Origin of the sequence: Pseudoalteromonas peptidolytica (assembly GCF_012641745.1) — a bacterium.
Classification (GTDB): Bacteria; Pseudomonadota; Gammaproteobacteria; order Enterobacterales; family Alteromonadaceae; genus Pseudoalteromonas; species Pseudoalteromonas peptidolytica.
This window is the reverse complement of the sequence record NZ_WEHZ01000040.1, coordinates 20,535-41,320: the sequence shown is the minus strand read 5'-3', so window position 1 is coordinate 41,320 and position 20,786 is coordinate 20,535. Positions and strand designations below refer to the sequence as shown.

Sequence of the window (20,786 nt, the reverse complement as noted above, 5' to 3'; positions counted from 1 at the left end):
CTGTTGGTCACTCAGTTCAATTGAGACTCTAAATTTGTTTGCGTCATCTAGCGAACTAGACTCTGCTGTTAGAACTCAATCTGTACGAGTGCCCACACAGATGATTGCTTCATATTGTTAAAGAACATTTCCGGTTACCCGGCGCGATGACTCATCATCGCTGCGCCGTTAGCGCTGAGGGTTGTGCATTCTAAGCATTTCCCATTTATTGTCAACACTTAATTTTGATTTTCTTTCGAAGCATTCAAACTCAAGTTTTATTTGACTCCCGACTCGTTGGCTCGTTGCTTTTCAGCGTTGCTCCCCGTGTCGGTGGATGCGCATTATAGGGAGATCCGATTTAAGTGCAACCCTTTTTTTGATCTTTTTATTCGTTCGAACAACTATTGAACAAAAACAGCTGTTATGTACAGATAACATCCAAAATAAGACAAATCTTACTATTAGAACTATATTAATTATTGCGAAGTTTAATTAACTCGTTAAGATAGCTAGCTTATTTGTTAAATTAATGTTTAACCTTCTTTTAATTGGTATATGTATATGAAGTCTTTTGATCATAAAGTCATTTTGATCACTTTGGTTATTGCAGTTACGAGCTTTTTCATTGTCGATCTTGCATTAAGCTCTGCTCAACTCGACGCTGCATTGATGTTGGCCGTAGGTATTATTGTCGGCAGTATCTTAGCCCAGCTTTCAAAAAGTGATACACAACAAGAAAAACAATCAAACTTAGCAACCACTACATTATATGTAGGTAACTTACCATATAGAGCCAATGAGCACGTTGTTCGTGAGCTTTTCGAAGAACAAGGTAAAGTATTTTCTGTTCGTCTATTAAAGGACAAGAATACTGGCAAGCGGCGTGGCTTTGGTTTTGTAGAGATGGCTAAAGGGGATGCGGACAAGGCCATCAGCCAACTCAATGAAAGTGAGTTTCAACAGCGTACACTAAAAGTGAGAGAGGCGAAGCAAAAGCCTGAGGGTGAAGTAAATCACTCACCAGCTTGACTTGCTTTAACTGAAGGAGATTAACGCTACTTCTTCTTTGCTATCCAAAACAGGCGCCGTTGCATAGAACTTAACTTCTTTTAGCGGCGCCTTTTCTATATTTATTTCCTGCTTTCCAAGCAAAGAAACAGCTCTGTTAGCTATGGCCTTTCCCGAATCAACCAACTCAATATGATCAGGTAGGCATTCTTTGATGTTATCGGCAATTAACGGAAAGTGCGTACAGCCTAACACTAAACGGTCAACGGAATACGGAATATGTAGCTGCTTGAGTTCCTCACACAGCGCCGCTTGATCAAGCGTGCTGTGCCAATAAAAATGTTCAGCTATTCTAACTAGCTCTGTAGAATGCAAAATCTCGACTTTACATCCACCTGCAAAGTCATGAATGAGTTTTTGTGTGTAAGTATTATTGGATGTCGCAGGTGTTGCTAACAAAGCGATGTGCTTAGTCTGAGAGCTATACGCAGCAGGCTTAATAGCAGGAACTACACCTATAATAGGGATTTGAGTATGTTTTCGCGCCTCTTCTAACGCATAAGTTGAGGCGGTATTACAGGCAATAACAATCATATCAACATTACTTAAGTATTGCTCTTGCCAAACAATGAGTCCCTTAATGCGTAATTTAATTAATTCCTGAGGTTGCAGACCATAAGGAAGAAATGCGTTATCCATAACATAGCTAAAAGTGGAATTTTGAAAACGATAGCGCAAGTGTGACAGAACACTTGTTCCACCAATACCGGAGTCAAAAACTAGAATATGTGACACACTTCATCCCCTAAATATTTAAGGAATGAAGTTTGCCATGAGTCACAATGAAAATAAACTCGATCAGCTTGTTTGTTGTTGCTCTGCTGATGAGCCCTTATTTGATTCATTTAAGCGGTTGAAAAAGCTGCTCGCATAATCCAAGAATTCATTTAACCTGGATTGCCCTTCATTCATCCATGCAAGTATATTTGGCAATTCGTTGTTAGCATTGAGCGCTTTTGCTTGCTCTTGAATGTCTGCTAGTTGCTTATTCAGAGGTACAAACGCCTTCTCTAGTTCTTTCATCGGATTGCCTTGTTGATACTGTGCAATCGCGGCAGATGTTTTCGTTTGCTTTAAGTCCATTGTGAAGTTGGTGATTTGATCAGAGTTTAAACTAAGTGACTTTGCCATATCGAACGCTTCATCATACTCACCGCCAAAGAACGCATCGCTGACATTGCGAATATCTTCCATCATATCGTTGATTGCTTGCTGCTCTTCTTCGTTCAGCTCTCCATTTACTTTAATCGAAAAGTTCACCTCTTGAGATGACTGGGAGCCATATGCAGCACCAAAGTTGTTGCCTTTTTGGGCCACGCTCGCAGCAGACCCTTGTGAATATGCGTCAGAAAATGAAATAACAACCTCATCACCTTCCGCTGTAGTGAACGCATATTCGGCCTGATTCGATAAGCTTGCAAATTGCGCCGCACTGATAGCCATTGCCTTTGGAGACTTTTCTTCAAATAGTTCTTTTTCGAAGTCATCAAGTCCTTTAAATATACCCTCTCGAGACTTTTCAATCCCTTCTTCAATATCAGAATTAAACGCCCCCATCCCTTTTAGCTCTTCACTGGCTTCATCAATACCTTGCAGCACACCTTTGCGTGCCCCATCCAGCATAGATTTTAATTCGTCGTCATTTTTACCGTCTACTTTCGCTTTTTTCACTGCACCTTGAACGAAATCAAGTACGTTTTTCACTATCGCTTCAAAGTCAAACAATGGTTTGTCTTTTTTATCTTGCGTAGGTTTCTCAATACCAAGCGCTTCAGCGAGTTTGTCATCAAGAATTTTGGCAGCGAGTTTAGATTTATCCCCCGCATAACTATCTGAATTTATTTGGATATGTGGTCCTATCCCTTTGCTCTGTCCAGGCTTGTGCTGCATCGCTGGATTGAGCAATTGATTTAAATGCCCGATTTTCATGGTATGCCCTCCAATATATTAGTTAGATTATCGGCATATTTGTGCAAAGCTAAAGTAAAATGATTAAAAAAACGCCAAAACGATTTTAGTCACTATGCTAGACTGGACAAATTAACGACGCTCCCTAAAATAGCGCCTCTTAATTCAACATAGATGGTTTTAGTATGGCAGTAATAAAGATTGATGATTCAGCATACGAGCAACAATTGGCTGAAAAAGCTGAGCGTATCACAGCACAATTTGCACAGTTTAATGCGCCAGAATTAGAAGTGTATGACTCTGCAACTCGCCATTACCGCCAACGCTGCGAATTTAGAGTCTGGCATGATGGCGACGACTTGTTTCACATCATGTTTGATCAACAAAGTAAAGAAAAGCTTCGTGTTGATAGCTTTGACCCGGGTGCCGAGCTTGTCAATGAAATGATGCAAGTCATGATAGACAAACTTAAAGGCAATGAGGTCTTACGCCGAAAATTATTCCAAATTGATTACCTTACTACCCTAAGTGGTGAAGTACTGATTAGTCTTTTATATCACAAGCAACTTGATGAAGCGTGGCACACTGCTATGCTGGAGTTGCGATCTGAGTTGCAACAGACTTACAAAGTGGACTTTATAGGACGTGCTAGAAAACAAAAGGTCGTATTTGGTCATGATTATGTCACAGAAAAGCTCGCGGTTAATGGTAAAGAATATATTTATCAGCAAGTTGAAAACAGCTTTACGCAGCCAAATGCCCAAGTGAATCAAAAAATGCTAGCGTGGGCGCAGTCTATCAGCGAGCCGCTTAGCAATGATTTACTTGAGCTTTACTGTGGTAACGGTAACTTTTCTATCGCATTAGCTGGTTCATTCGACAAAGTGCTGGCTACGGAAATTTCTAAATCATCGGTAAAGTCTGCACAGTTTAATATCGCAGCAAACAAAGTCGACAACCTTGATATTATCCGCATGTCGAGTGAAGAGTTTACGCAAGCCATGAAAGGGCAGAAGTTTTCACGATTAGAAGGTATCGATTTACAGTCCTATGATTGCCAAACCATTTTGGTCGATCCGCCGCGAGCGGGTATGGATGAGCTAACCTGTCGCTTAGTCAGCAACTACGACAACATTATTTATATCTCATGTAATCCAGATACGTTAGAACGTGATTTAGCCTTATTATGTGAAACACATAAAATCGCACGTATGGCAATTTTCGATCAATTCCCTTACACCCATCATATTGAATCTGGCGTTTACTTAGTAAGAAAGTGATTTATAACGTTTAACGACTGGCTGCCATTGCTGTGATAAGCGCTGGCAGCTGAGTTTCGCTAAATACTTGAATACCGGATTGCTGTAATAAAGACGCCGTCAGACCCTGCCCCACTACTTTTTTACCGGTATGACTACCATCGTAAATCAGATTGCTGCCGCATGACGGACTGGACTCTTTTAATAACGCAAACTTTATATCGTGTTGAAGGCATGCCGCAAGCGCTTTTCTAGCACCAAGCTCAAACGATGCAGTAAAATCATCACCATCTTCACTCAGCACTCTACCCTTTATTAACTCTGCAGGTGGGCGAGGTGTTGGTAACCCACCTGATACTTCGGGGCACAAAGGTAACACCCAGTTTTTTTGCCGCCAATATTGCAAGGTATTATCTTGTAAACTTTGCGATGATGCGTCGTAGCGCACCGGATAACCCAATAGACAACTTGAAACTAAAATTTTAAACATAAAAAAGCCCCGCAATTATGGCGAGGCTAGTCTAATACAAATTATCGACTATTTCTTGGCTAAATAGTTCACCAGCGCTGCAATTTGTTCAGGCTTGGTAGTACCAGATTCACGTAACAACAATTTATACTTGCCATTGACAATAAACGTTGGCACACCAGTTAGCGCACCTTTACCTGAAAGGGTTTTCTGCATTCGCTGCATTTTCGATGTTTTAGTACGAACAGCGAAACTGGCATACAGCTTATCAAATTTCTCTCCATCAACTCCTTGAGCCACAAAAATATCTTTTACGTCTGCAAGTTCGTTAATTTTGGCACGTTTACCATGAATATGGTTGAACATCGCTGCAACGATTTTGTCTTTTTGCGGTAATACTTCCGCTGTCGCTAGTGCTTGTGCCAAAACCTGTTGGATTTCTGGCTCTCTAGGACCAACAAAGTCAATATGGCTCTTTTTAAACTTCACCCCTTCGTCTAGCTTTGGCTTAACGTCAACAATCAAATTTTCCATTACATTACAAGCTGGGCAATAGAATGAGAAGTACTCCGTAAGCTCTGGCTTTTTAGTACCACGCTCAGCAATGACCTCGTAGTGAACACCTTCTTCATATGGTGCTGCTTGCGCCATGAGTGGTAGCATCAATGCAACAGCTAAGCCTTTTAATACCTTAAACATACTCGCTTTCTCCAGTCCTTATTTCTTTAATAAATATGCAATCAATTTATCGAGTTGTTCTTGGCTTTCAATACCTTTCATCTCGATTTTGTACTTGTCATTAACAATAAAAGTTGGGACGCCTGTCAACGCTCCAGCTTTTGAAAACTTCTCTTGTGCTGTCAGCATGTTATTTTCAGCACTTATTACAGGCATACTTGTCACTGCTTGATCAAACTGTGTGGCAGAGATCCCATTTAATTCCATGAGTGTTTTAAGGTCTTTAATATCGAGTAGTCTGTTTTGTTCAACATGGATCGTGTGAAAAATTTTCTCAGCGATAAGATCTGATTTACCAGCTTGCTTAGCAATAATATACGCATAACTTAAGTTCGTTTGCGTGTCTTTAGGAATACCACCTAAAAAGTTCACATGGCTTTTCTCAAAGTACGCACCATCAGGTAAATTCTTCTCTATCGCCTTTGCAATCGGTTCAAAGCGAAAACAGTGAGGGCAGTAAAAGGAAAAGAACTCTGTCACTTTTTGATCTTTACTTTGTGCTGTTGTCAATGTCGAATAGTGTTTGCCATCAACAAAGTCTGACGCCATTGCGACAACGGGCAAAAATAGCGCAATCAGTGCAACTTTTAATTTTTTTAGCATGTTACTCTCTCTAATTTCAAGGAAATAGGCTCAAACTTGGTTCATCAAGGGCTGCCAGTTGCTCTTTTAGTGCAAGGATCTGTTGCTCCCAGTATTTGTCTGTCGCGAACCAAGAAAAGTTCCTTTCGAATGCAGGATCTTGCCAACGCTGTGCCAACCATGCCATATAGTTGATCATTCGCATAGCGCGTAAAGGCTCAATCAGTGCCAACTCGTTAGCATCGAAAGGCATAAATTCTTCATATCCCATTAGTAGGGTATCTAGTTGTACAAGTTTTTCATTTCGATCGCCATTTAGCATCATCCACAGATCTTGTATCGCGGGACCTTGCTGACAATCATCGAGGTCAACTAACATTAACTGATCTGCGGACCACAGTAGGTTACCCGCGTGACAATCACCATGAAGCCTGATTGTCTTTGGAACCTTATACTTCTGCGCCGCTTTGTTAATAACTTGCTCGAGAATAGTAACAAATGGAGTATGCAAATGACTAGGCACTAAGTCACTTTTTAAAAGTGATGTTTTTGCATCAAACAGGAAACGCTGTGTATCTAACATTGGCCTGTGCTCAAAAGCCTGCTGTGCAGATAAGCAATGTAAACGTCCAAGATAACGGCCTAATATTTCTAAATGCTCAAGGTTATCTAGTTCAAACTGCCGCCCACCAACACTGGGAAAAAGCGTATATCGGTAACCTTGGTAGCAGTGTAGCGTTTTACCTTGGATAGCCAAGGGTGCGACAACAGGGACTTCTGCATCTTTAGCAAGCAATGCAAACTCGTGCTCTTCAAGTATTTGGGGATCTGTCCATCGTGCTGGACGATAGAACTTCACAACGTAACGTTTGCCGTCATCGGCACCGAATTGATAAACACGATTTTCATAGCTGTTTAATGGCAGCAATCCGGTTGTCGGGTACACTTCTAGCGCCTCTATCGCGTCGAGGATCAAATCAGGTGTCAGTGCGTTAAAACTAAAATCATTCATCATATTTATTAAAAAAGCGAGGGCTTACCTCGCTCTTTACCTTAGTAATTTATCTTCCCTTAAAGAAGTTAGTCGGCTGGGCTAGCCTCTCATCAGGGTTATCTTGATTGATGAGAACAAACTCAAACTCAGTCACTGGCTTTTTCAAGTCGTACGGGTCAATAACCACAGACAATGGCACATCCATCGTGCTGCCAGCCGCTAAATGAACTTGCTGCTTACCTAACACTTGATAATTATCTAGACCAGAGATCTCAATCGAAAATTTCTGCTCAACTTGAGCTTTATTTATCACCTTAAGGGTATAAGTATTCTCGATTAGCCCTTCGATATTAACACGGTATAGCTGGTTTCTATCGCGAATAATATCAAGATCCATCGGCATACGCATCGCTATGTTAGCCACTAATGCTCCCGTAATTACGAGCAGAATCATTAAGTAACCAATTAGCTTGCCTCGTACTGCTTTGGTTTTTTCAGTAGAGACCTCTAGATTGCGCTCTGTCGTGTATGCGATTAGTCCTTTAGGATAATTCATTTTATCCATCACGCCATCACACGCATCGATACAAGCACCACAGTTTATACACTCATATTGCAACCCATTACGAATATCAATCCCTGTCGGGCACACTTGAACACATAAATTACAATCAATGCAGTCGCCAAGTCCGAGTGCTTTGGGGTCTTGCTTACGACTTCTAGGGCCTCGGCTTTCACCGCGCGTCGCATCATAACTCACGGTAAAAGTGTCTTTATCGAACATGGCTGATTGGAAACGTGCATATGGACAAATATGTAAGCACATAATTTCCCTCATCCAACCAGCATTGCCGTAGGTACATACTGTAAAAACAATGATACTGAGCACGGCATAGAATCCCGCTGAGAAAGCCAACAGATCAGGGATCAGCGAACGTATTGGCGTAAAGTAGCCAACAAAAGTTATCGCGGTGTATAACGAGAATAAAATCCAGCTGCCATGCTTAGCGCTTTTACGCCAAAATTTATCAAAGTCCATGGGTCTTTGATCTAGCTTTTTGCGTTGATTGGCAGTGCCTTCAAACTTTTCCTCAAACCAGATAAAAATAAAAGTCCACACTGTTTGTGGGCAAGTGTAGCCACACCAAACTCGACCGTAAAACGTAGTTACCAGAAATAGCGCAAAGGCAGCAATCATTAGAATAAAGGCGAAAATTGTCAGATCTTGTGGCCATAAAGTCATGCCAAAGATATTAAACTTTTGTTCAAAGATATCGAACAACACAGCTTGATGGCCGTTAAAGTTTAGCCAAGGTAATACCATAAACGCCAACATGCCGATAAAACCAATTCGCCTTCTCAGCAACTGATGTAAGCCCGATACAGCGCGTACATAGATACGATTTCGAGGATTGAAGCGATCCGGCGTCGAGCTATTGAGTGACTTCCCTGCTGCGCCATTTGACGGTGGCTGAATTTTAACTTCTGACGGTATGTTTTTAACCTTGATTCTATCGTTCTCCATGGAAGCTCCTTAGTGCTTTGGAACGAGATGCACTTGCTACAGTGACCTTATACCATTTTATCTTGATACTAGCTCAATTAAGGGAGTATATCAGACGCTAACTGCGTTAAAACTTTCTTATTTAGAACAGCTAAATAACAAGTTTTGTTTGGTTATCGAGACGACCCTCTCGTCCTAGAATACATTTCTTAATTAAGCAAATTGGCATTACATAATAAACGCTAAACTATTGCGATGTGCCCCATGACATTGTTTAGCAACTGCCATTATACGCCTTGAAACTCTATGATTAATAGTAAGTTGAGCTAAAACCCATCATAAATGATGAGAGATTAGTTGCGGCTTGACTGACAAGTTTATTACACTAGGTGCAATATTTTTGTTAGCTAGATCAAGTCTGCACTAGATTATGAAAAAATTTTTAGTATTAGCCATTATAGTCGTTGCGTTATTCACTGTAGATCATCCTTTAATCAAAGAGCCCAGAGAAAGGCTTTTGGGACAAGGTGTAAACACACTCAGTGAATCTAGCAAAATCCAGCGAAGTACAGCTGCAAGAATTGCCAGGGCAAACGTCGCTAAAGCAATCACAATGACAGAAGATGAGAAAGCTTATATCAACGAGGCGCTTGCAAGTGATGAGAAAGTGCGACTTTTTCACCTCAAATACTGTAAAGAGAATGACTATAACCTGTACTTTTACGGTTCAGACCTCATTACTATTTGTGAAATAGCCAGCCAAGCAATCCAAGAAGCTGAGGGGTTATAATGGACTTTAGTCAACTCAACAAACAACGTGCAAAATCTTTCAATGATCAAAAAGCGTTAATTAAAAAACTGAGCCAAGGTAGAACGGTTATTTGCCCTCACTGCGAGTTACCAATCTCACTTACGCTAAATCAACACGCCCAACGTAGCGCCATAGCACGCTGTCAAACTGGCTGCACACTCATTGAGCTTGACCTTATGTAGAGGACTATTCAAATAGTCCACTTTTTACTGCTGCCACTTCAACCAATTCGGCATAAGACCCTGCAAATTCATCGGCAAGTTGAGCTTGCGTTACTTGAAATTCCTCTAGCGATTGACCTATCTTTTCACAATACAAGGTGAGCTGGTGTTCACCTAACGCAAACAACCCGAGCTGCTCAGTACTTACTTGGAGCGCCTGCTTTATGTCATCAGCCAATGGACTTGACATCAGTTGCTCATAAAATGGCGTAGCAGCCATCAAAAACCCTTCGGCCCAATTTATTTTTTCAGCCAATGGGGTGTCCGCATGCCATGGTAGAGTAAATCCTGTTTCATACACCTGTTCTGAAATCTCATGATGGAGTGCCATTAATGCAAATACCACACTTTCATCCAATGCAGGATCCGCATTCGTTAAAACTTTAAGCCACTGCTGTGCTTCAATCCCGTTAGGATCGATGCAGGTTGCGTATAAATAGCCTTGCAAAAAAGAGATATCAATTGACAGCTTACGCGTTGAGAAATAGTTTTCTAGACAGTGCTGTTGTGCTGGAGTGAATGAGAAATTGTGCATAATATTGCCTTACCAAAGACGCACCTTTTTGCGCCTTGAAAAAAGATCTAAATCTATGAGTGCACCTTGGTACACTGTTTTTTTATATCAATTGTCTTAATTAAGATTGCTATTTTGAGGCGAGAACATCTTGTCAATAACCCCGCTACCGCATCCTGCTATCGCCAAGGCACCTACATCCGTGTAGGCAAAGCAAAAATTTTGCTACTTACTTGTTCTAAATAAGAAATTTTTAACGCAGTTAGCGTCAGATTTACTCCTTCAAATTGAGCAAGTATTAAGGCTAATTGCTATTAAAGGTTTACAGGATAACGTCCATCCGCATCTGGGCGGCCAAGAAATTTCACAGCATCATGCACTTCTTTGGGCAAGCTAGCTTCAGGTTTAATATTACCGGCCACTCGAAACTGAAAGTTTGCAGCCAACGTAGCATCGGCTTGCAGTCCTAAACGATTTTCAGGATCAACAACCACTGCAATGTCACCAGATTTACAGTCAAGCTGACCACTTAAGTCACCGATGCTAAACCATCCATTCATTCCTTTCACATCGATATTTGGACTACTAATCTCACCGTTTAGCCCGTTACAATAAGGTGCGCCGCTTTGATACTTTTTGATATTCACAATAACGCGCCCTTTGGCGTCAACAGGTAACGGTAAAGTGACCTGATCCATCGCTTGTTCAACACTAAAGCGCAACGAAGCGTTACTCACAGATACCGAGCGGTTTAGTAGACTTGAAGAAAAACTCGCTTTGCCCGAAATTTCACTTGTATCTCTTGGGTTACCAAACTTGATATTGCCAGCAAGCTCTCCAAGTATTAAAGCGGCAGGCTCAATCTCCCACTTCACTTGGTTTAGCTGAATGTTATTGAATCTTACTCCACTGACTTGACCATCCCATACTGAGCCATTGACTGCGCCCAATTGAAGATTATTCGGTAACTGCCCTTTAAAAACCTGCAACAATACAGCAGCAGGCATAGTGAAGGTACAAAAGACAATGAAAGCAAATAAGAAAATGATTAGCAGAGTTAGTGTATTTTTCATAATTATTTCTCTAAAACCAAGCGACTAACACGGACAAAACCTGGAGTATTACCTTGTGTTAAATCTAAGTTTTCTACTCTCACTCCGTGGCGATTGGTTAGCTCATCGACCCAAGCAATTAATTGATTGAACTCAACGTTATCTATCGTCAATCTTAATGCGTCACCATTTGGCTGCATTTTACTAATATTGATTTTAAAACGACTCCGCGTACTATTTACAACCTGACTAATGCTACCACTACTAGTCACACGTGTAGGGCTATTAGCTTTTAGCTTATTAACACTTTGCCCCACCCAATTAACCAATTCGTGGTTACGCTGTAATTTTAGTTCAGCATCATTAACCGCTTGGTTTAATGGTCTAAAGATCCCCATTACCAATACGAATACGACAAAGACAGCACCAGCAAAAATCAATAGCTTCTGCTCTTGTTCTTTCAGGCCTTGCCAGTAGTTGATCACCTGCTGCTTCATACTGCACCTCCTATGCGGATTTCACCAACCACAAAGTCACCATCATTATTCAGTGCCCCCTGTTCGACGCTCACTCCTCGCTGTTCCAAAATTGATTTCACTTGACCAAAAACCTGGAACTCTTTCGCTCGCGCTCTGATCCTTAGCTCATTTCTGCGCTTGTCGTAACGTAACGTTTCTGGTGTAAAGGCCTCAACCTCATCATAGATAGCAATAAAGTGGTTGGTGAGCTCTAATAGCCCACCTTGCTCTGCACCCGATAAAGCATTTAACTCATTTTGGATTTGCTTTTTTAACAAGTGTGGGCGAACAACTTTATTTGGAAACGCCTGCTGGTAAAGCGCAACGGCTTGACCCTCTAATTGCTCAGCTTGATGACTCACCACATATAGCTGAGTCCCTTTGATGGCAATAAAGCTCACTACCGCAACACTTGCAGCTAACAAGCCACTACGCCAATCTCGCCACCACTGTGGTTGCTTTTTCTTTGCAGCAAAGCACCCTTGACGTAAATTAAAGTCAATCGTGGGCAGTGTTTTTGCAAAAATTGCCAGTGGCAGGTCATATTCTTGTTGCTGTGCCGAAAGCACGACATCATTTGAGAAGCCGGTCGCAGGGCTAAAATGCGCGACTTGTTCAGTGCCGGCTATATTGAGATAGTCATTAACCCAGTTTATTTCTGCTGCACCAACTTGCCAGTCACTGTGCTTAAATAACCACTGTGCTCCTAACTGCACAGCACTTTGCATCCCCTTCTTTAGCGGGAGGCACAGCGCATCAGGAATTGCTTTATAAACAGTGATCCCCGCATCTTCGCAGATATTGAACCAACCCTGAAGCCACTCACTGTCACAGATTGCCACGTCAATCGTGTGCACATCGCCTTTCATTCCGGGCTTGCCGATTGCAACAAATAAGTCATCAATGTCTGTTGCGACCTGCTCTTCCAACATAAAGGGAATTGCTTGCTCTAATTTTCTATTCCATTTTGCTGGCAGTTCAAGCGTTCGCAATTGTACCGCCGTTGCTGGCAGTAGTAACACCACATTTCTTGTTTGCGCTTTCTCAGTAAGATTGCTGAGTTGCTCACTCCCTTCCAGCTCACCACTGGCAATAATTTGCTGCTGCTCGGTTGACCAAACCATCCAGTTTATTATCGCTTGGTGTGACTGATCCACTCGGATCAATAATTGTTCTGTCACTCTACGCCTCCAAATTTGCGAGCAAGCACGTACGCTTTACCATCTTTTGTTTCTATAATTGATGTGAGAGAAAAGCGCCGCTCATCAAACACAGCTGTTGCTCGCAACTGAAAATAGTTGCTGTTAATCGTAAATATTTTGGAAGTCTTGTTAGGCTCTTTGACCCCTTGATTTGCGACTTCCGTGTAAAACTCGTTCAGATCTGTAAACCCTTTTTTGGGTCTCGCAGAGATAATGGCTTCTGCACCTGACTTTGATAAACCTGGAATTAAGGCACTCAATAAAAGCGCTTGCTCTGGCAACACTGTATTGACGTTAACCGCCAGCTCTTCACTACCTGGGATAACACAAACATATGGCTTTATCTTTTCCATGACTAATGGGTTAAAGCCTTTAATCACTCGAAGTTCACTCACTGATGCCAACAAGTTGTTTGCAGCCAAATAAGGAGTTTGATTTGACATATATTCATCTTCTTCAGCGCCAGAGCGATATGTAATACTGTCCTCATCAAGCCAATCGTAAACACTGTCAGCTAGCGTTTCCTCACTTTCCGTACTCGGCAGGTCTTCGATATTTTTTAACAGTTCGAGTAGCGCGCCATGAGCGACATTGGTGCTCTTAGCACCAACTTGCTGGCTACGCTGATTGCCATCATTTACCTGTGCTTTGGCTCGTAATGCGTTAAGATTTAAACAAGCTTGTAAATCCGTTACTTTGCCACTTAATGTGCCATGATCAACTGGGTATGGAACTTCTTCTCGCGCCCAAGGCTGATCTAAATTGACCGAATCTGGGTCATCTTTTTTAGCTTTAATTAGCGCCCTTTTTACAAGCTCTTCCGCTCCATAGCTGTACCACTTTGCTTGCTGTTGTGTCTGAATGTTTGAGGCCTTTTGTACCTGAACCATCAAACTGGTAGCCATGTCCGCTGCTATCGTGGCAGCCAATGCGACAATAAATAGCACGATGACTAGCGCTGCCCCCTGCTGCTTCATGGGTTTTGCTCCTTATCATCAGCCTTTCCACTACCTGGAGTTAGAAACAACCGGCTGATAGGTTCAGAATCTTTTCTTTGTAACGTAACCTTAACCGCTTTGGGGAGTGATTTTGACTTCCAATCAGTTTGCCATTTTAATTTATCATCAAGAAACTCAAATTTAAGTTCCTCTACATCCTCTAAAATAACCTGAGCTCGAGGCTCTGTACCATCAAGCTGATCAACATACACGCGGTAAATGCGTTCTAAGTTGTCATCGACTACACGATAACCTACAGCTTGCAGTTCAGAGCGAGGCAATAAACTAATTGGGTTAGTCCAGCCATCACGAACAAATGCAATACCATCGTATTGACTCTCTAACTCATAGCGACCATGAATAATGTAAGTCGGACTAAAGTCGCCAGCTTCATTGCGAACTTCGCGCTTAGTGATCTGATTAAAATCCTGATCCATTAAACGAAAAGTCGTTTGAAGCCCTTCTATTTCTTTAATCGTCTCTTCTGACGCAGCCTGCGCTTTTAATGTTGAATCTAAGATTTGATGCGTGGCAGTTACCACTACTGCCAATATAGCGAGTGCTAATAACACCTCAATGAGTGTGAAGCCGCGATGTTTATCTATTTTCACTACTTACCTCGGTACATAAATGTCGTGATATCATACACCGAGTTTTTAAGTTCAGGTTCGCGAAAGACGTGAACGGTCAGTTTCACAAAGTTTGGATCTGCTGTCTTTTGGATTTGCTGCTGCCAATACCAAGTTACCCCAGCCATTTCCTCTTCGCCTTTATTTCCGCTCTTTCCGTGCCAGTTTTCCCCTTGAGCACGTAAGAAAACTAAGCGATTTTCAGCAACCCATGACGCATAAGTCTGCTCCTCAAGTGAGCCTATATGAGTGATATGTTCACTGGTTGCTTGCATCGCAGCAATACCTGCTACAGCACAAATACTTAATGCAACCATGACTTCGAGTAAGGTAAAACCCAAGCTCTTATGACTACTCATAGCTGCGGCTCCCGCTTAAGCGCAACAGGTGCCATAAACTCCCCTTCAATGAAAAATATAGGTTCTTGAAGCGCTTTGTCTTCAATACTGAGCCTAAACGCACTCACTTCACCAGAGGATAAAATCAGTACCTGAGGAATTTTAAGCTTTTTCAATTCAAGGAAATTATCATCATCGCCACCTCCCATTAGCTCTCGCCAATTCGCTTGCTCAAGCAAGTTATCCTGTGACCAAGGAAGATCTTCTAAGATCAATTCAACCTTGTACTGCTCTGGAAATTCAACAGCTTTGAAAATATCGTCAGCTTCAAAAGGACGCCATTTCTCACTGTCAAATACCAAAAACTCTAATTTTTCTTTATCTAGATGGAAGCCAAGCTCCACCTGATTGAGCACTGCAAATTCAGAAGCGAGATTCACTGTTCCCTGCAGGCGAAGTGCCATTTGTTCAAGCTCTTCTTCGTTACTATCACTAACCGTGTAAGTAATTAAGTTAACGGAAAAGGCAATGATCACTAAAACAACGAGGACTTCGAGTAAGCTGAAGCCCTTGAGTTTACTACCCACTTTGCCACGCAGAGGATACTTCATCGCTTAACGTTCGTCTTCTGAGTCCCAGTTACCGATATCATCATCGGTGCCCACTTCTCCATCTGGCCCCATCGAGAAAATATCGATTTGGTTCATCTCACCAGGACTAACTAACTGATAAGAATTTCCCCAAGGATCTTCTGGCAGCTCAGAAATAAAACCACCTTCAGGGAAGCGCTTTGGCACAGGGTCAATGCTGGTTTGAGTTACAAGCGCTTCTAAACCTTGTTCTGTCGTTGGATAGCGCTTATTTTTTAACTTATACATTTTCATCGCATCTTCGATTTGACGAATATCTATACGCGCTTTATCTTTTGCAGCCTCTTCTTGCTGCCCCATCACATTTGGTGCAACGATAGATAAAATCATACCGATGATCACTAGTACTACCATCACTTCTAGTAGTGAGAAACCTGATTGCTTTTTCACAATGTTTACCTCAATGCTGTTATTAACGGCCAAATACAACAGGTACAGGGCCTTTCCTTTTTGACTATAATCCTACGGCTTTGTTCATCGCCATTATTGGCTGAAGAATTGCCATAACAATAAACAGTACGATAATCGCCATTGTCGCTATCATTGCAGGTTCTAGCAATTTCAGCGAGACATTTACCATACTTTCAAACTCTTGCTCTTGGTTATTAGCTGCACGCTCAAGCATTTGCTCCAACTCACCTGATTTTTCTCCGCTGGCTATCATATGTAACATCATTGGCGGGAACATCTTGGTTTGTTGAAGTGAAGCTCTAAGGCTTGCCCCCTCGCTCACCCGAGTGGCAGCCTCAGCGACTGAAGCCTTTATTTTTTCGTTTTCGAGTACTTGCCCTGAAATTTTCATTCCCTCAAGCAGCGGAACCGAACTTGATGACAATATACTAAGGGTACGAGCAAAGCGCGCAGTATTAACACTACGAGTTACCTTGCCCAGCCCCGGTAAGCTCAGCAATTTGCTGTCGTACCAAAAACGAAATTTAGGTTTTTGAAGTGCTTTTTTAAATATATAGGTACCAATGACACACACAGCTAACGTGATCATCCAGTAGTTTTGCACAAAATTACTTGCTGCCATTACCCACTCAGTTGTCCATGGCAACGCTTGCTTTGATTTTTCAAACGTTTTCAAAATTTTTGGTACTACGGTACCGAGCAATATAGAGACAATTGCAATGGCAAATATCACCAAAATAATTGGATATACCATGGCCTGAGTAATTTGACTGCGCATATGTTGGCGCTGCTCTGTATAATCAGCCAAGCGGTTCAGTACTTCATCCAAGTGGCCTGATTTTTCACCTGCCGCGACCATTGAGCGATATAAGTGATCAAACACATGCGGAAATTCTGACATACCATCAGCAAGCGTATAACCTTCGACCACTTTGGAGCGTACCGCCATCAGCATACGCTTTAATCTTGGCTTTTCACATTGCTCTGCTACCGCCATAACCGCCGCCTCTACTGGCAACGAAGACTGTATTAGGGTAGCAAGTTGACGGGTGATCAACGCAATATCTGAAACCGAAGGGCGGTACCCTTTAAATAGCGAAAATCCAGCGTTACTTTGACTCTTTTCTTTCTCAGCAGCCGGTAGCACTTCAAGCGGCATTAACGCCTTTTCTCTTAGCATCTGCCGAACTTGCTTTGCGGTATCAGCTTCTAAAATTCCTTTTTTTTCTTTACCTTTACCATCTAAGGCGCGATATTCAAAAGCTGCCATTAGCCTTCCTCACGCGTTACACGCAATACTTCTTCCAAGGTTGTTTGGCCTGCAAGTACTCGCGAGCAACCATCTTGCCTAATGCTTGGCGTACGTTTACGGATATACTTTTCGACGGCTTGTTCACCTTTGCCGTTGTGAATAAGCTCACGGATTGCTTCGTCCACTATTAGTAATTCATGGATACCAGTTCGACCCTTATAGCCGTTGTAATTACATTCCTCACACCCTACAGCACGATATATTTGTGTATTACTGTCTTTGGCTACACCCAGTAACTCACATTCACGTTCATCGGCTAAATGTGCTTCTTTACAATTAGAACAAAGTGTTCTGACCAAACGCTGCGACAACACCCCTAACAGTGACGAACTTAACAGGAATGGTTCCACTCCCATGTCTTCCATACGAGTGATGGCACCTGCGGCAGTGTTCGTGTGTAGGGTTGATAACACCAAGTGACCGGTTAGTGAGGCTTGCACGCCGATTTGTGCAGTCTCTAAATCTCGGATCTCACCAACCATAACAACATCAGGGTCTTGACGCAGGATTGCACGCAACCCTCGAGCAAATGTCATATCTACTTTAGGGTTAACTTGAGTTTGGCCTATGCCGGGGATCTCGTATTCAATGGGATCTTCAACCGTTAAGATATTACGATCTCTGGAGTTGATTTGCGTCATACCTGCATACAAAGTGGTACTTTTACCAGAACCTGTCGGGCCTGTAACCAAGATGATGCCATGAGGTTTTGCGATGATCTCAGCAAAAGCATCTCGATTAGCTTGAGTCATACCAAGGTCTTCTAGGTCTAACCTTGCGTTGTTTTTGTCAAGTAAACGTAATACGACTCGCTCACCAAAGCTCGAAGGCATGGTTGATACCCTAACATCCACAGCTCGACCTGCGATCCTAAGGCTGATCCTACCATCTTGCGGTACACGCTTCTCAGCAATATCTAACTTTGCCATTACTTTGATACGCGATACTAGTAGCGAAGACAACTTACGGTTAGGCTTTAAAACCTCTTTTAACACACCATCAACCCTAAAGCGGATCACTAACTCTTGTTCAAACGTTTCGATGTGTATATCCGACGCACCTTCTTTAATCGCCTCGCTCAGCATCGCATTGATTAGCTTAATGATTGGTGCATCATCATCTGCGGCGAGCAAATCTTCGGTTTGTGGAAGCTCCTCGGCCAACGAAAATAGATCCATTTCGTTGCCTATGTCCTCCATCATCTGCTGAGTCTCAGAGCTATCTCGTTGATAGGCAGCTTCTAGCATGTGCTCAAACCGAGCTTCATCTAGCTCCTCAAGATAAAGTGCTTTAGCTGCGACGCGACGAACTTCCATCAAGGTTTCTCGGTCAAGCGTGCCTTTGTGGATTAACTTGACCTGATCGCCATCTGGACTGAGTAACACACCTTTTCGACGTGCATAAGAAAATGGCAAACGAAGTGCTACCGTAGAAGTATCTGCTACCGCAACAATATCATCTGGTGCTGAGCTGACGTTTTGTAACTGCGCCGCCATTTCCTCAGCTTCAGCATCTAAACTCGGCGCGACTTCTTCGTTAATCATCTTCACGCTCTTTACGGTTTTGCTCTTTTAAAAACTCTTCATACGTCGGTGGCAACGTCAGCTTGTCATCCCACTTGGGTAGTATTGGCGTATCCTCAAACGGCATAAGCTCAATTCCCTCTTCCCTGTGTTTATGCTGTTCACCACGAATGAAGTTGTATTTAGAATGACTGATTTCATTCATGCTACGACTATCACGAATGATAGTTGGGCGAATGAACACCAATAGGTTACGCTTTTCTTTTTTGGTACCTGTCGATCTGAATAAGTGTCCAAGAATTGGTATATCACCGAGTAACGGAACCTTAGAAACACTCTCTTGTACCGTTTCATCAATCAGACCACCAAGAATAACCATGCCACCATCATCAGCAATAACGGTTGTATTAATAGCCCGCTTCGCAACTCTAATATCGACAGAAGTGGCACCTTTAACACTAGAAACTTCTTGTTCAATGGTCAGCTGAACAGCACTTCCGTCATTGATCTGTGGCGTTACTTTTAACTTGATACCCACTTCTTGACGGTCCACCGTTTGGAATGGGTTAGAGTTATTATCATTAGCAGTCGAGCCTGTTACGATTGGCACTTCTTCACCGACAATCATAGAGGCTTCTTCGTTATCCATAGTGGTAACAGACGGTGTAGCTAGAATATTTGAGTTGGTATCCGTGGTTACCGCTTGAATGATTGCACCCCAATCGTTTTTCACGATACCTGCTGCTAGACCATTGATGTTTTTAAGCAACCCAGCTAACCCGCTGTAATCTCCACGCTCAGTGGTTGTTGTATTAGACACATCATTATCATCAGTTCCTATGATGGTTCCTTTTATCTCTTTATCTCGTGCTTGCTCTGCTGCCACGGCTAAAGAGCCAACTGGGACAGTGGTACCATCATTAAATTGCAGCATGCCACCTTTTTCAGAGATCCACTGCAGACCTAGATTAATACCGTCAGCTTCAGATACCTCTACAACAATCGCTTCAACGAGTACTTGAGCCCGACGAATATCAAGTTTTTTAATCACTTGGCTGAGCGAGCGCATTGTGTCAGGTTGTGCAGTGATCACCAATGAATTCGAATCTTCGTGGGCTTCTATGCTGGTATCTTGTTTTTTAGTGTTTAACTTTCTAGCTGTTTGACCACCTGCTTGCTCTTCCTCGATTGACTTGCTAACCCCTTGCAGTACCTTCACTAAGTCTTCAGCTTTTGCATAATTCAGATAGAAAACCTGAGTATTGCCTTGTGATTGCAGCTCGTCATCTAAGCGTTTGATCAGTTCTGCTGCTCGGCTACGAGCTTGAGACTCTCCGCTCACAATGACGCTGTTGGTACGGGTGTCTGATACAATCTTGGGGATCAAAAAATCAGGCATGCCGCCTTTACCCGAGTCTTGGAAGATTTTCTCTACCACTTTTACCACATCGTCTGCGGTTGCATGCTTTAGCTTTACAATATCTACTCGTTTATCACCGGCTTGGTCTACCGTTTTGATGATATCAACAAGGCGATTTACAGATGAAGCATGCCCTGTCAGCATCATCACATTGGCGGAGTTAAGGTTAGTCACGTGACCGCCATCTTTTTGGTCACTAAATTGACGGATAAGAGGGCCGAGCTCCTGTACGCTCACGTTTTTCACACGTACCACGCGCGTAACCATCACATCGCCATTTCCGCGTTCTTCAGCTGATACCAGTGGCACATTTGACTTCTTACCATCGGAGCTACGAACAACTTTAAGCACACCGGTATCCATTTCAATAACAGAATAGCCGTACACTTCGAGCACATTTAGGAAAAACTGATAATATAGCTTTTCATCCATCAACTCATAGCTGCGCACGTTAATGTTACCGCGCACATTAGGATCGATAATGATGGTTTTGTTTAGCTTATCACTAACGATATTAATGAACTCATTGATATCAGTGCCTTTGAAGTTCGCTGCATATTCAACCGCAGAAACAGAAAGTGAAATACCAGCAGCAATTAAGAGTGTTGCATACTTAGCTAACCCTTTTTTGGTTTTTGTGAGGTGTAGCTTTTTACCCATTATTCTAAAACTCCAAAATTAAT

The 20,786-nt window shown here is 42.4% G+C and carries 23 protein-coding genes; 4 read left to right on the top strand and 19 right to left on the bottom strand.

Annotated elements, in window-relative coordinates:
* The first annotated feature begins 543 nt into the window (after positions 1-543).
* Positions 544-1,011 carry an RNA recognition motif domain-containing protein gene (locus F9Y84_RS19600; protein WP_147391159.1) on the top strand — a complete coding sequence of 156 codons (468 nt, stop codon included), beginning with the start codon at positions 544-546 and terminating at the stop codon, positions 1,009-1,011.
* A 6-nt stretch (positions 1,012-1,017) separates the two neighbouring features.
* Here F9Y84_RS19600 and murI read toward each other — a convergent pair whose 3' ends face one another.
* Together murI and F9Y84_RS19590 are read right to left on the bottom strand one after the other, a co-directional pair.
* On the bottom strand, positions 1,018-1,785 hold the full coding sequence (murI, locus tag F9Y84_RS19595) for a glutamate racemase (RefSeq protein ID WP_128732256.1): 768 nt from the start codon (positions 1,783-1,785) through the stop codon (positions 1,018-1,020).
* A 63-nt stretch (positions 1,786-1,848) separates the two neighbouring features.
* Positions 1,849-2,979, bottom strand: a complete 1,131-nt coding sequence (locus F9Y84_RS19590) for a DUF5610 domain-containing protein (protein ID WP_125253698.1) — start codon at positions 2,977-2,979, stop codon at positions 1,849-1,851.
* Positions 2,980-3,143: 164 nt separating this feature from the next.
* Between F9Y84_RS19590 and trmA the strand changes: the two genes are divergently transcribed.
* Positions 3,144-4,238: a tRNA (uridine(54)-C5)-methyltransferase TrmA gene (gene trmA / locus F9Y84_RS19585; RefSeq protein WP_128732255.1), complete on the top strand. Its 1,095-nt coding sequence runs from the start codon at positions 3,144-3,146 to the stop codon at positions 4,236-4,238.
* Between the two features lie 10 nt (positions 4,239-4,248).
* On the opposite strand, the gene F9Y84_RS19580 is transcribed toward trmA, so the two are convergent.
* The 5 genes from F9Y84_RS19580 to ccoG are packed head-to-tail and all read right to left on the bottom strand — an operon-like array spanning position 4,249 to position 8,525.
* On the bottom strand, positions 4,249-4,707 hold the full coding sequence (locus F9Y84_RS19580) for a 2-thiouracil desulfurase family protein (protein ID WP_128732254.1): 459 nt from the start codon (positions 4,705-4,707) through the stop codon (positions 4,249-4,251).
* Positions 4,708-4,755: 48 nt separating this feature from the next.
* The gene (locus F9Y84_RS19575; protein WP_125253701.1) at positions 4,756-5,385 is read right to left on the bottom strand and encodes a thiol:disulfide interchange protein DsbA/DsbL; all 630 of its coding nucleotides are present in this window, start codon (positions 5,383-5,385) and stop codon (positions 4,756-4,758) included.
* A gap of 18 nt (positions 5,386-5,403) precedes the next feature.
* A complete protein-coding gene (locus tag F9Y84_RS19570) occupies positions 5,404-6,027 on the bottom strand; it encodes a thiol:disulfide interchange protein DsbA/DsbL (protein ID WP_125253702.1) in 624 nt (207 codons plus the stop codon).
* A 16-nt stretch (positions 6,028-6,043) separates the two neighbouring features.
* Complete coding sequence (locus tag F9Y84_RS19565; protein ID WP_128732258.1) at positions 6,044-7,018, bottom strand: serine/threonine protein kinase; 975 nt, start codon at positions 7,016-7,018, stop codon at positions 6,044-6,046.
* Positions 7,019-7,067: 49 nt separating this feature from the next.
* Positions 7,068-8,525, bottom strand: coding sequence for a cytochrome c oxidase accessory protein CcoG (ccoG, locus tag F9Y84_RS19560; protein ID WP_128732253.1), 1,458 nt, complete (start codon positions 8,523-8,525; stop codon positions 7,068-7,070).
* Between the two features lie 409 nt (positions 8,526-8,934).
* On the opposite strand from ccoG, the gene F9Y84_RS19555 reads away from it, so the two are divergent.
* Both F9Y84_RS19555 and F9Y84_RS19550 read left to right on the top strand, forming a co-directional pair.
* The gene (locus tag F9Y84_RS19555; protein WP_125253704.1) at positions 8,935-9,294 is read left to right on the top strand and encodes a hypothetical protein; all 360 of its coding nucleotides are present in this window, start codon (positions 8,935-8,937) and stop codon (positions 9,292-9,294) included.
* Positions 9,294-9,497: a hypothetical protein gene (locus tag F9Y84_RS19550; RefSeq protein ID WP_125253705.1), complete on the top strand. Its 204-nt coding sequence runs from the start codon at positions 9,294-9,296 to the stop codon at positions 9,495-9,497. Before F9Y84_RS19555 ends, F9Y84_RS19550 begins: the two co-directional genes overlap by 1 nt.
* A 4-nt stretch (positions 9,498-9,501) precedes the next feature.
* Here F9Y84_RS19550 and F9Y84_RS19545 read toward each other — a convergent pair whose 3' ends face one another.
* From F9Y84_RS19545 to gspD, 12 genes are all read right to left on the bottom strand, one after another.
* Positions 9,502-10,071, bottom strand: coding sequence for a UPF0149 family protein (locus tag F9Y84_RS19545; protein ID WP_147391160.1), 570 nt, complete (start codon positions 10,069-10,071; stop codon positions 9,502-9,504).
* 293 nt (positions 10,072-10,364) lie between these two features.
* A complete protein-coding gene (locus F9Y84_RS19540; RefSeq protein ID WP_125253707.1) occupies positions 10,365-11,123 on the bottom strand; it encodes a type II secretion system protein N in 759 nt (252 codons plus the stop codon).
* A 2-nt stretch (positions 11,124-11,125) separates the two neighbouring features.
* Positions 11,126-11,599, bottom strand: coding sequence for a type II secretion system protein GspM (gspM, locus tag F9Y84_RS19535; RefSeq protein ID WP_147390069.1), 474 nt, complete (start codon positions 11,597-11,599; stop codon positions 11,126-11,128).
* The gene (gspL, locus tag F9Y84_RS19530; RefSeq protein WP_147390070.1) at positions 11,596-12,801 is read right to left on the bottom strand and encodes a type II secretion system protein GspL; all 1,206 of its coding nucleotides are present in this window, start codon (positions 12,799-12,801) and stop codon (positions 11,596-11,598) included. The genes gspM and gspL overlap by 4 nt, the downstream gene beginning before the upstream one ends.
* The gene (gspK, locus tag F9Y84_RS19525) at positions 12,798-13,799 is read right to left on the bottom strand and encodes a type II secretion system minor pseudopilin GspK (protein WP_128731147.1); all 1,002 of its coding nucleotides are present in this window, start codon (positions 13,797-13,799) and stop codon (positions 12,798-12,800) included. Before gspK ends, gspL begins: the two co-directional genes overlap by 4 nt.
* A complete protein-coding gene (gene gspJ / locus F9Y84_RS19520) occupies positions 13,796-14,431 on the bottom strand; it encodes a type II secretion system minor pseudopilin GspJ (RefSeq protein ID WP_128731148.1) in 636 nt (211 codons plus the stop codon). Before gspJ ends, gspK begins: the two co-directional genes overlap by 4 nt.
* Positions 14,431-14,808 carry a type II secretion system minor pseudopilin GspI gene (gene gspI / locus F9Y84_RS19515; RefSeq protein ID WP_128731149.1) on the bottom strand — a complete coding sequence of 126 codons (378 nt, stop codon included), beginning with the start codon at positions 14,806-14,808 and terminating at the stop codon, positions 14,431-14,433. The genes gspJ and gspI overlap by 1 nt, the downstream gene beginning before the upstream one ends.
* Complete coding sequence (gene gspH / locus F9Y84_RS19510; RefSeq protein WP_125253713.1) at positions 14,805-15,398, bottom strand: type II secretion system minor pseudopilin GspH; 594 nt, start codon at positions 15,396-15,398, stop codon at positions 14,805-14,807. Before gspH ends, gspI begins: the two co-directional genes overlap by 4 nt.
* 3 nt (positions 15,399-15,401) lie before the next feature.
* Positions 15,402-15,827, bottom strand: a complete 426-nt coding sequence (gene gspG, locus F9Y84_RS19505; RefSeq protein WP_167508268.1) for a type II secretion system major pseudopilin GspG — start codon at positions 15,825-15,827, stop codon at positions 15,402-15,404.
* A gap of 64 nt (positions 15,828-15,891) precedes the next feature.
* Positions 15,892-17,118, bottom strand: a complete 1,227-nt coding sequence (gspF, locus tag F9Y84_RS19500; protein ID WP_147390072.1) for a type II secretion system inner membrane protein GspF — start codon at positions 17,116-17,118, stop codon at positions 15,892-15,894.
* Entirely contained in the window at positions 17,118-18,704 is a 1,587-nt protein-coding gene (gene gspE / locus F9Y84_RS19495; protein WP_147390073.1) for a type II secretion system ATPase GspE, read from the bottom strand. The genes gspF and gspE overlap by 1 nt, the downstream gene beginning before the upstream one ends.
* Positions 18,697-20,763 (bottom strand): type II secretion system secretin GspD, encoded by a 2,067-nt coding sequence (gspD, locus tag F9Y84_RS19490; RefSeq protein WP_147390074.1) that lies wholly within the window; start codon positions 20,761-20,763, stop codon positions 18,697-18,699. Before gspD ends, gspE begins: the two co-directional genes overlap by 8 nt.
* Positions 20,764-20,786: the final 23 nt, after the last annotated feature.

What these genes read in the sequence shown, in the direction of transcription:
- gspH (WP_125253713.1), bottom strand. Translation starts at nt 15,398, where the DNA reads ATGAAGTATCCTCTGCGTGGCAAAGTGGGTAGTAAACTCAAGGGCTTC.
- gspD (WP_147390074.1), bottom strand. Translation starts at nt 20,763, where the DNA reads ATGGGTAAAAAGCTACACCTCACAAAAACCAAAAAAGGGTTAGCTAAG.
- gspE (WP_147390073.1), bottom strand. Translation starts at nt 18,704, where the DNA reads ATGATTAACGAAGAAGTCGCGCCGAGTTTAGATGCTGAAGCTGAGGAA.
- F9Y84_RS19550 (WP_125253705.1), top strand. Translation starts at nt 9,294, where the DNA reads ATGGACTTTAGTCAACTCAACAAACAACGTGCAAAATCTTTCAATGAT.
- F9Y84_RS19590 (WP_125253698.1), bottom strand. Translation starts at nt 2,979, where the DNA reads ATGAAAATCGGGCATTTAAATCAATTGCTCAATCCAGCGATGCAGCAC.
- ccoG (WP_128732253.1), bottom strand. Translation starts at nt 8,525, where the DNA reads ATGGAGAACGATAGAATCAAGGTTAAAAACATACCGTCAGAAGTTAAA.
- trmA (WP_128732255.1), top strand. Translation starts at nt 3,144, where the DNA reads ATGGCAGTAATAAAGATTGATGATTCAGCATACGAGCAACAATTGGCT.
- F9Y84_RS19555 (WP_125253704.1), top strand. Translation starts at nt 8,935, where the DNA reads ATGAAAAAATTTTTAGTATTAGCCATTATAGTCGTTGCGTTATTCACT.
- F9Y84_RS19565 (WP_128732258.1), bottom strand. Translation starts at nt 7,018, where the DNA reads ATGAATGATTTTAGTTTTAACGCACTGACACCTGATTTGATCCTCGAC.
- F9Y84_RS19600 (WP_147391159.1), top strand. Translation starts at nt 544, where the DNA reads ATGAAGTCTTTTGATCATAAAGTCATTTTGATCACTTTGGTTATTGCA.
- gspK (WP_128731147.1), bottom strand. Translation starts at nt 13,799, where the DNA reads ATGAAGCAGCAGGGGGCAGCGCTAGTCATCGTGCTATTTATTGTCGCA.
- gspM (WP_147390069.1), bottom strand. Translation starts at nt 11,599, where the DNA reads ATGAAGCAGCAGGTGATCAACTACTGGCAAGGCCTGAAAGAACAAGAG.
- F9Y84_RS19570 (WP_125253702.1), bottom strand. Translation starts at nt 6,027, where the DNA reads ATGCTAAAAAAATTAAAAGTTGCACTGATTGCGCTATTTTTGCCCGTT.
- F9Y84_RS19580 (WP_128732254.1), bottom strand. Translation starts at nt 4,707, where the DNA reads ATGTTTAAAATTTTAGTTTCAAGTTGTCTATTGGGTTATCCGGTGCGC.
- gspI (WP_128731149.1), bottom strand. Translation starts at nt 14,808, where the DNA reads ATGAGTAGTCATAAGAGCTTGGGTTTTACCTTACTCGAAGTCATGGTT.
- F9Y84_RS19545 (WP_147391160.1), bottom strand. Translation starts at nt 10,071, where the DNA reads ATGCACAATTTCTCATTCACTCCAGCACAACAGCACTGTCTAGAAAAC.
- F9Y84_RS19540 (WP_125253707.1), bottom strand. Translation starts at nt 11,123, where the DNA reads ATGAAAAATACACTAACTCTGCTAATCATTTTCTTATTTGCTTTCATT.
- F9Y84_RS19575 (WP_125253701.1), bottom strand. Translation starts at nt 5,385, where the DNA reads ATGTTTAAGGTATTAAAAGGCTTAGCTGTTGCATTGATGCTACCACTC.
- gspF (WP_147390072.1), bottom strand. Translation starts at nt 17,118, where the DNA reads ATGGCAGCTTTTGAATATCGCGCCTTAGATGGTAAAGGTAAAGAAAAA.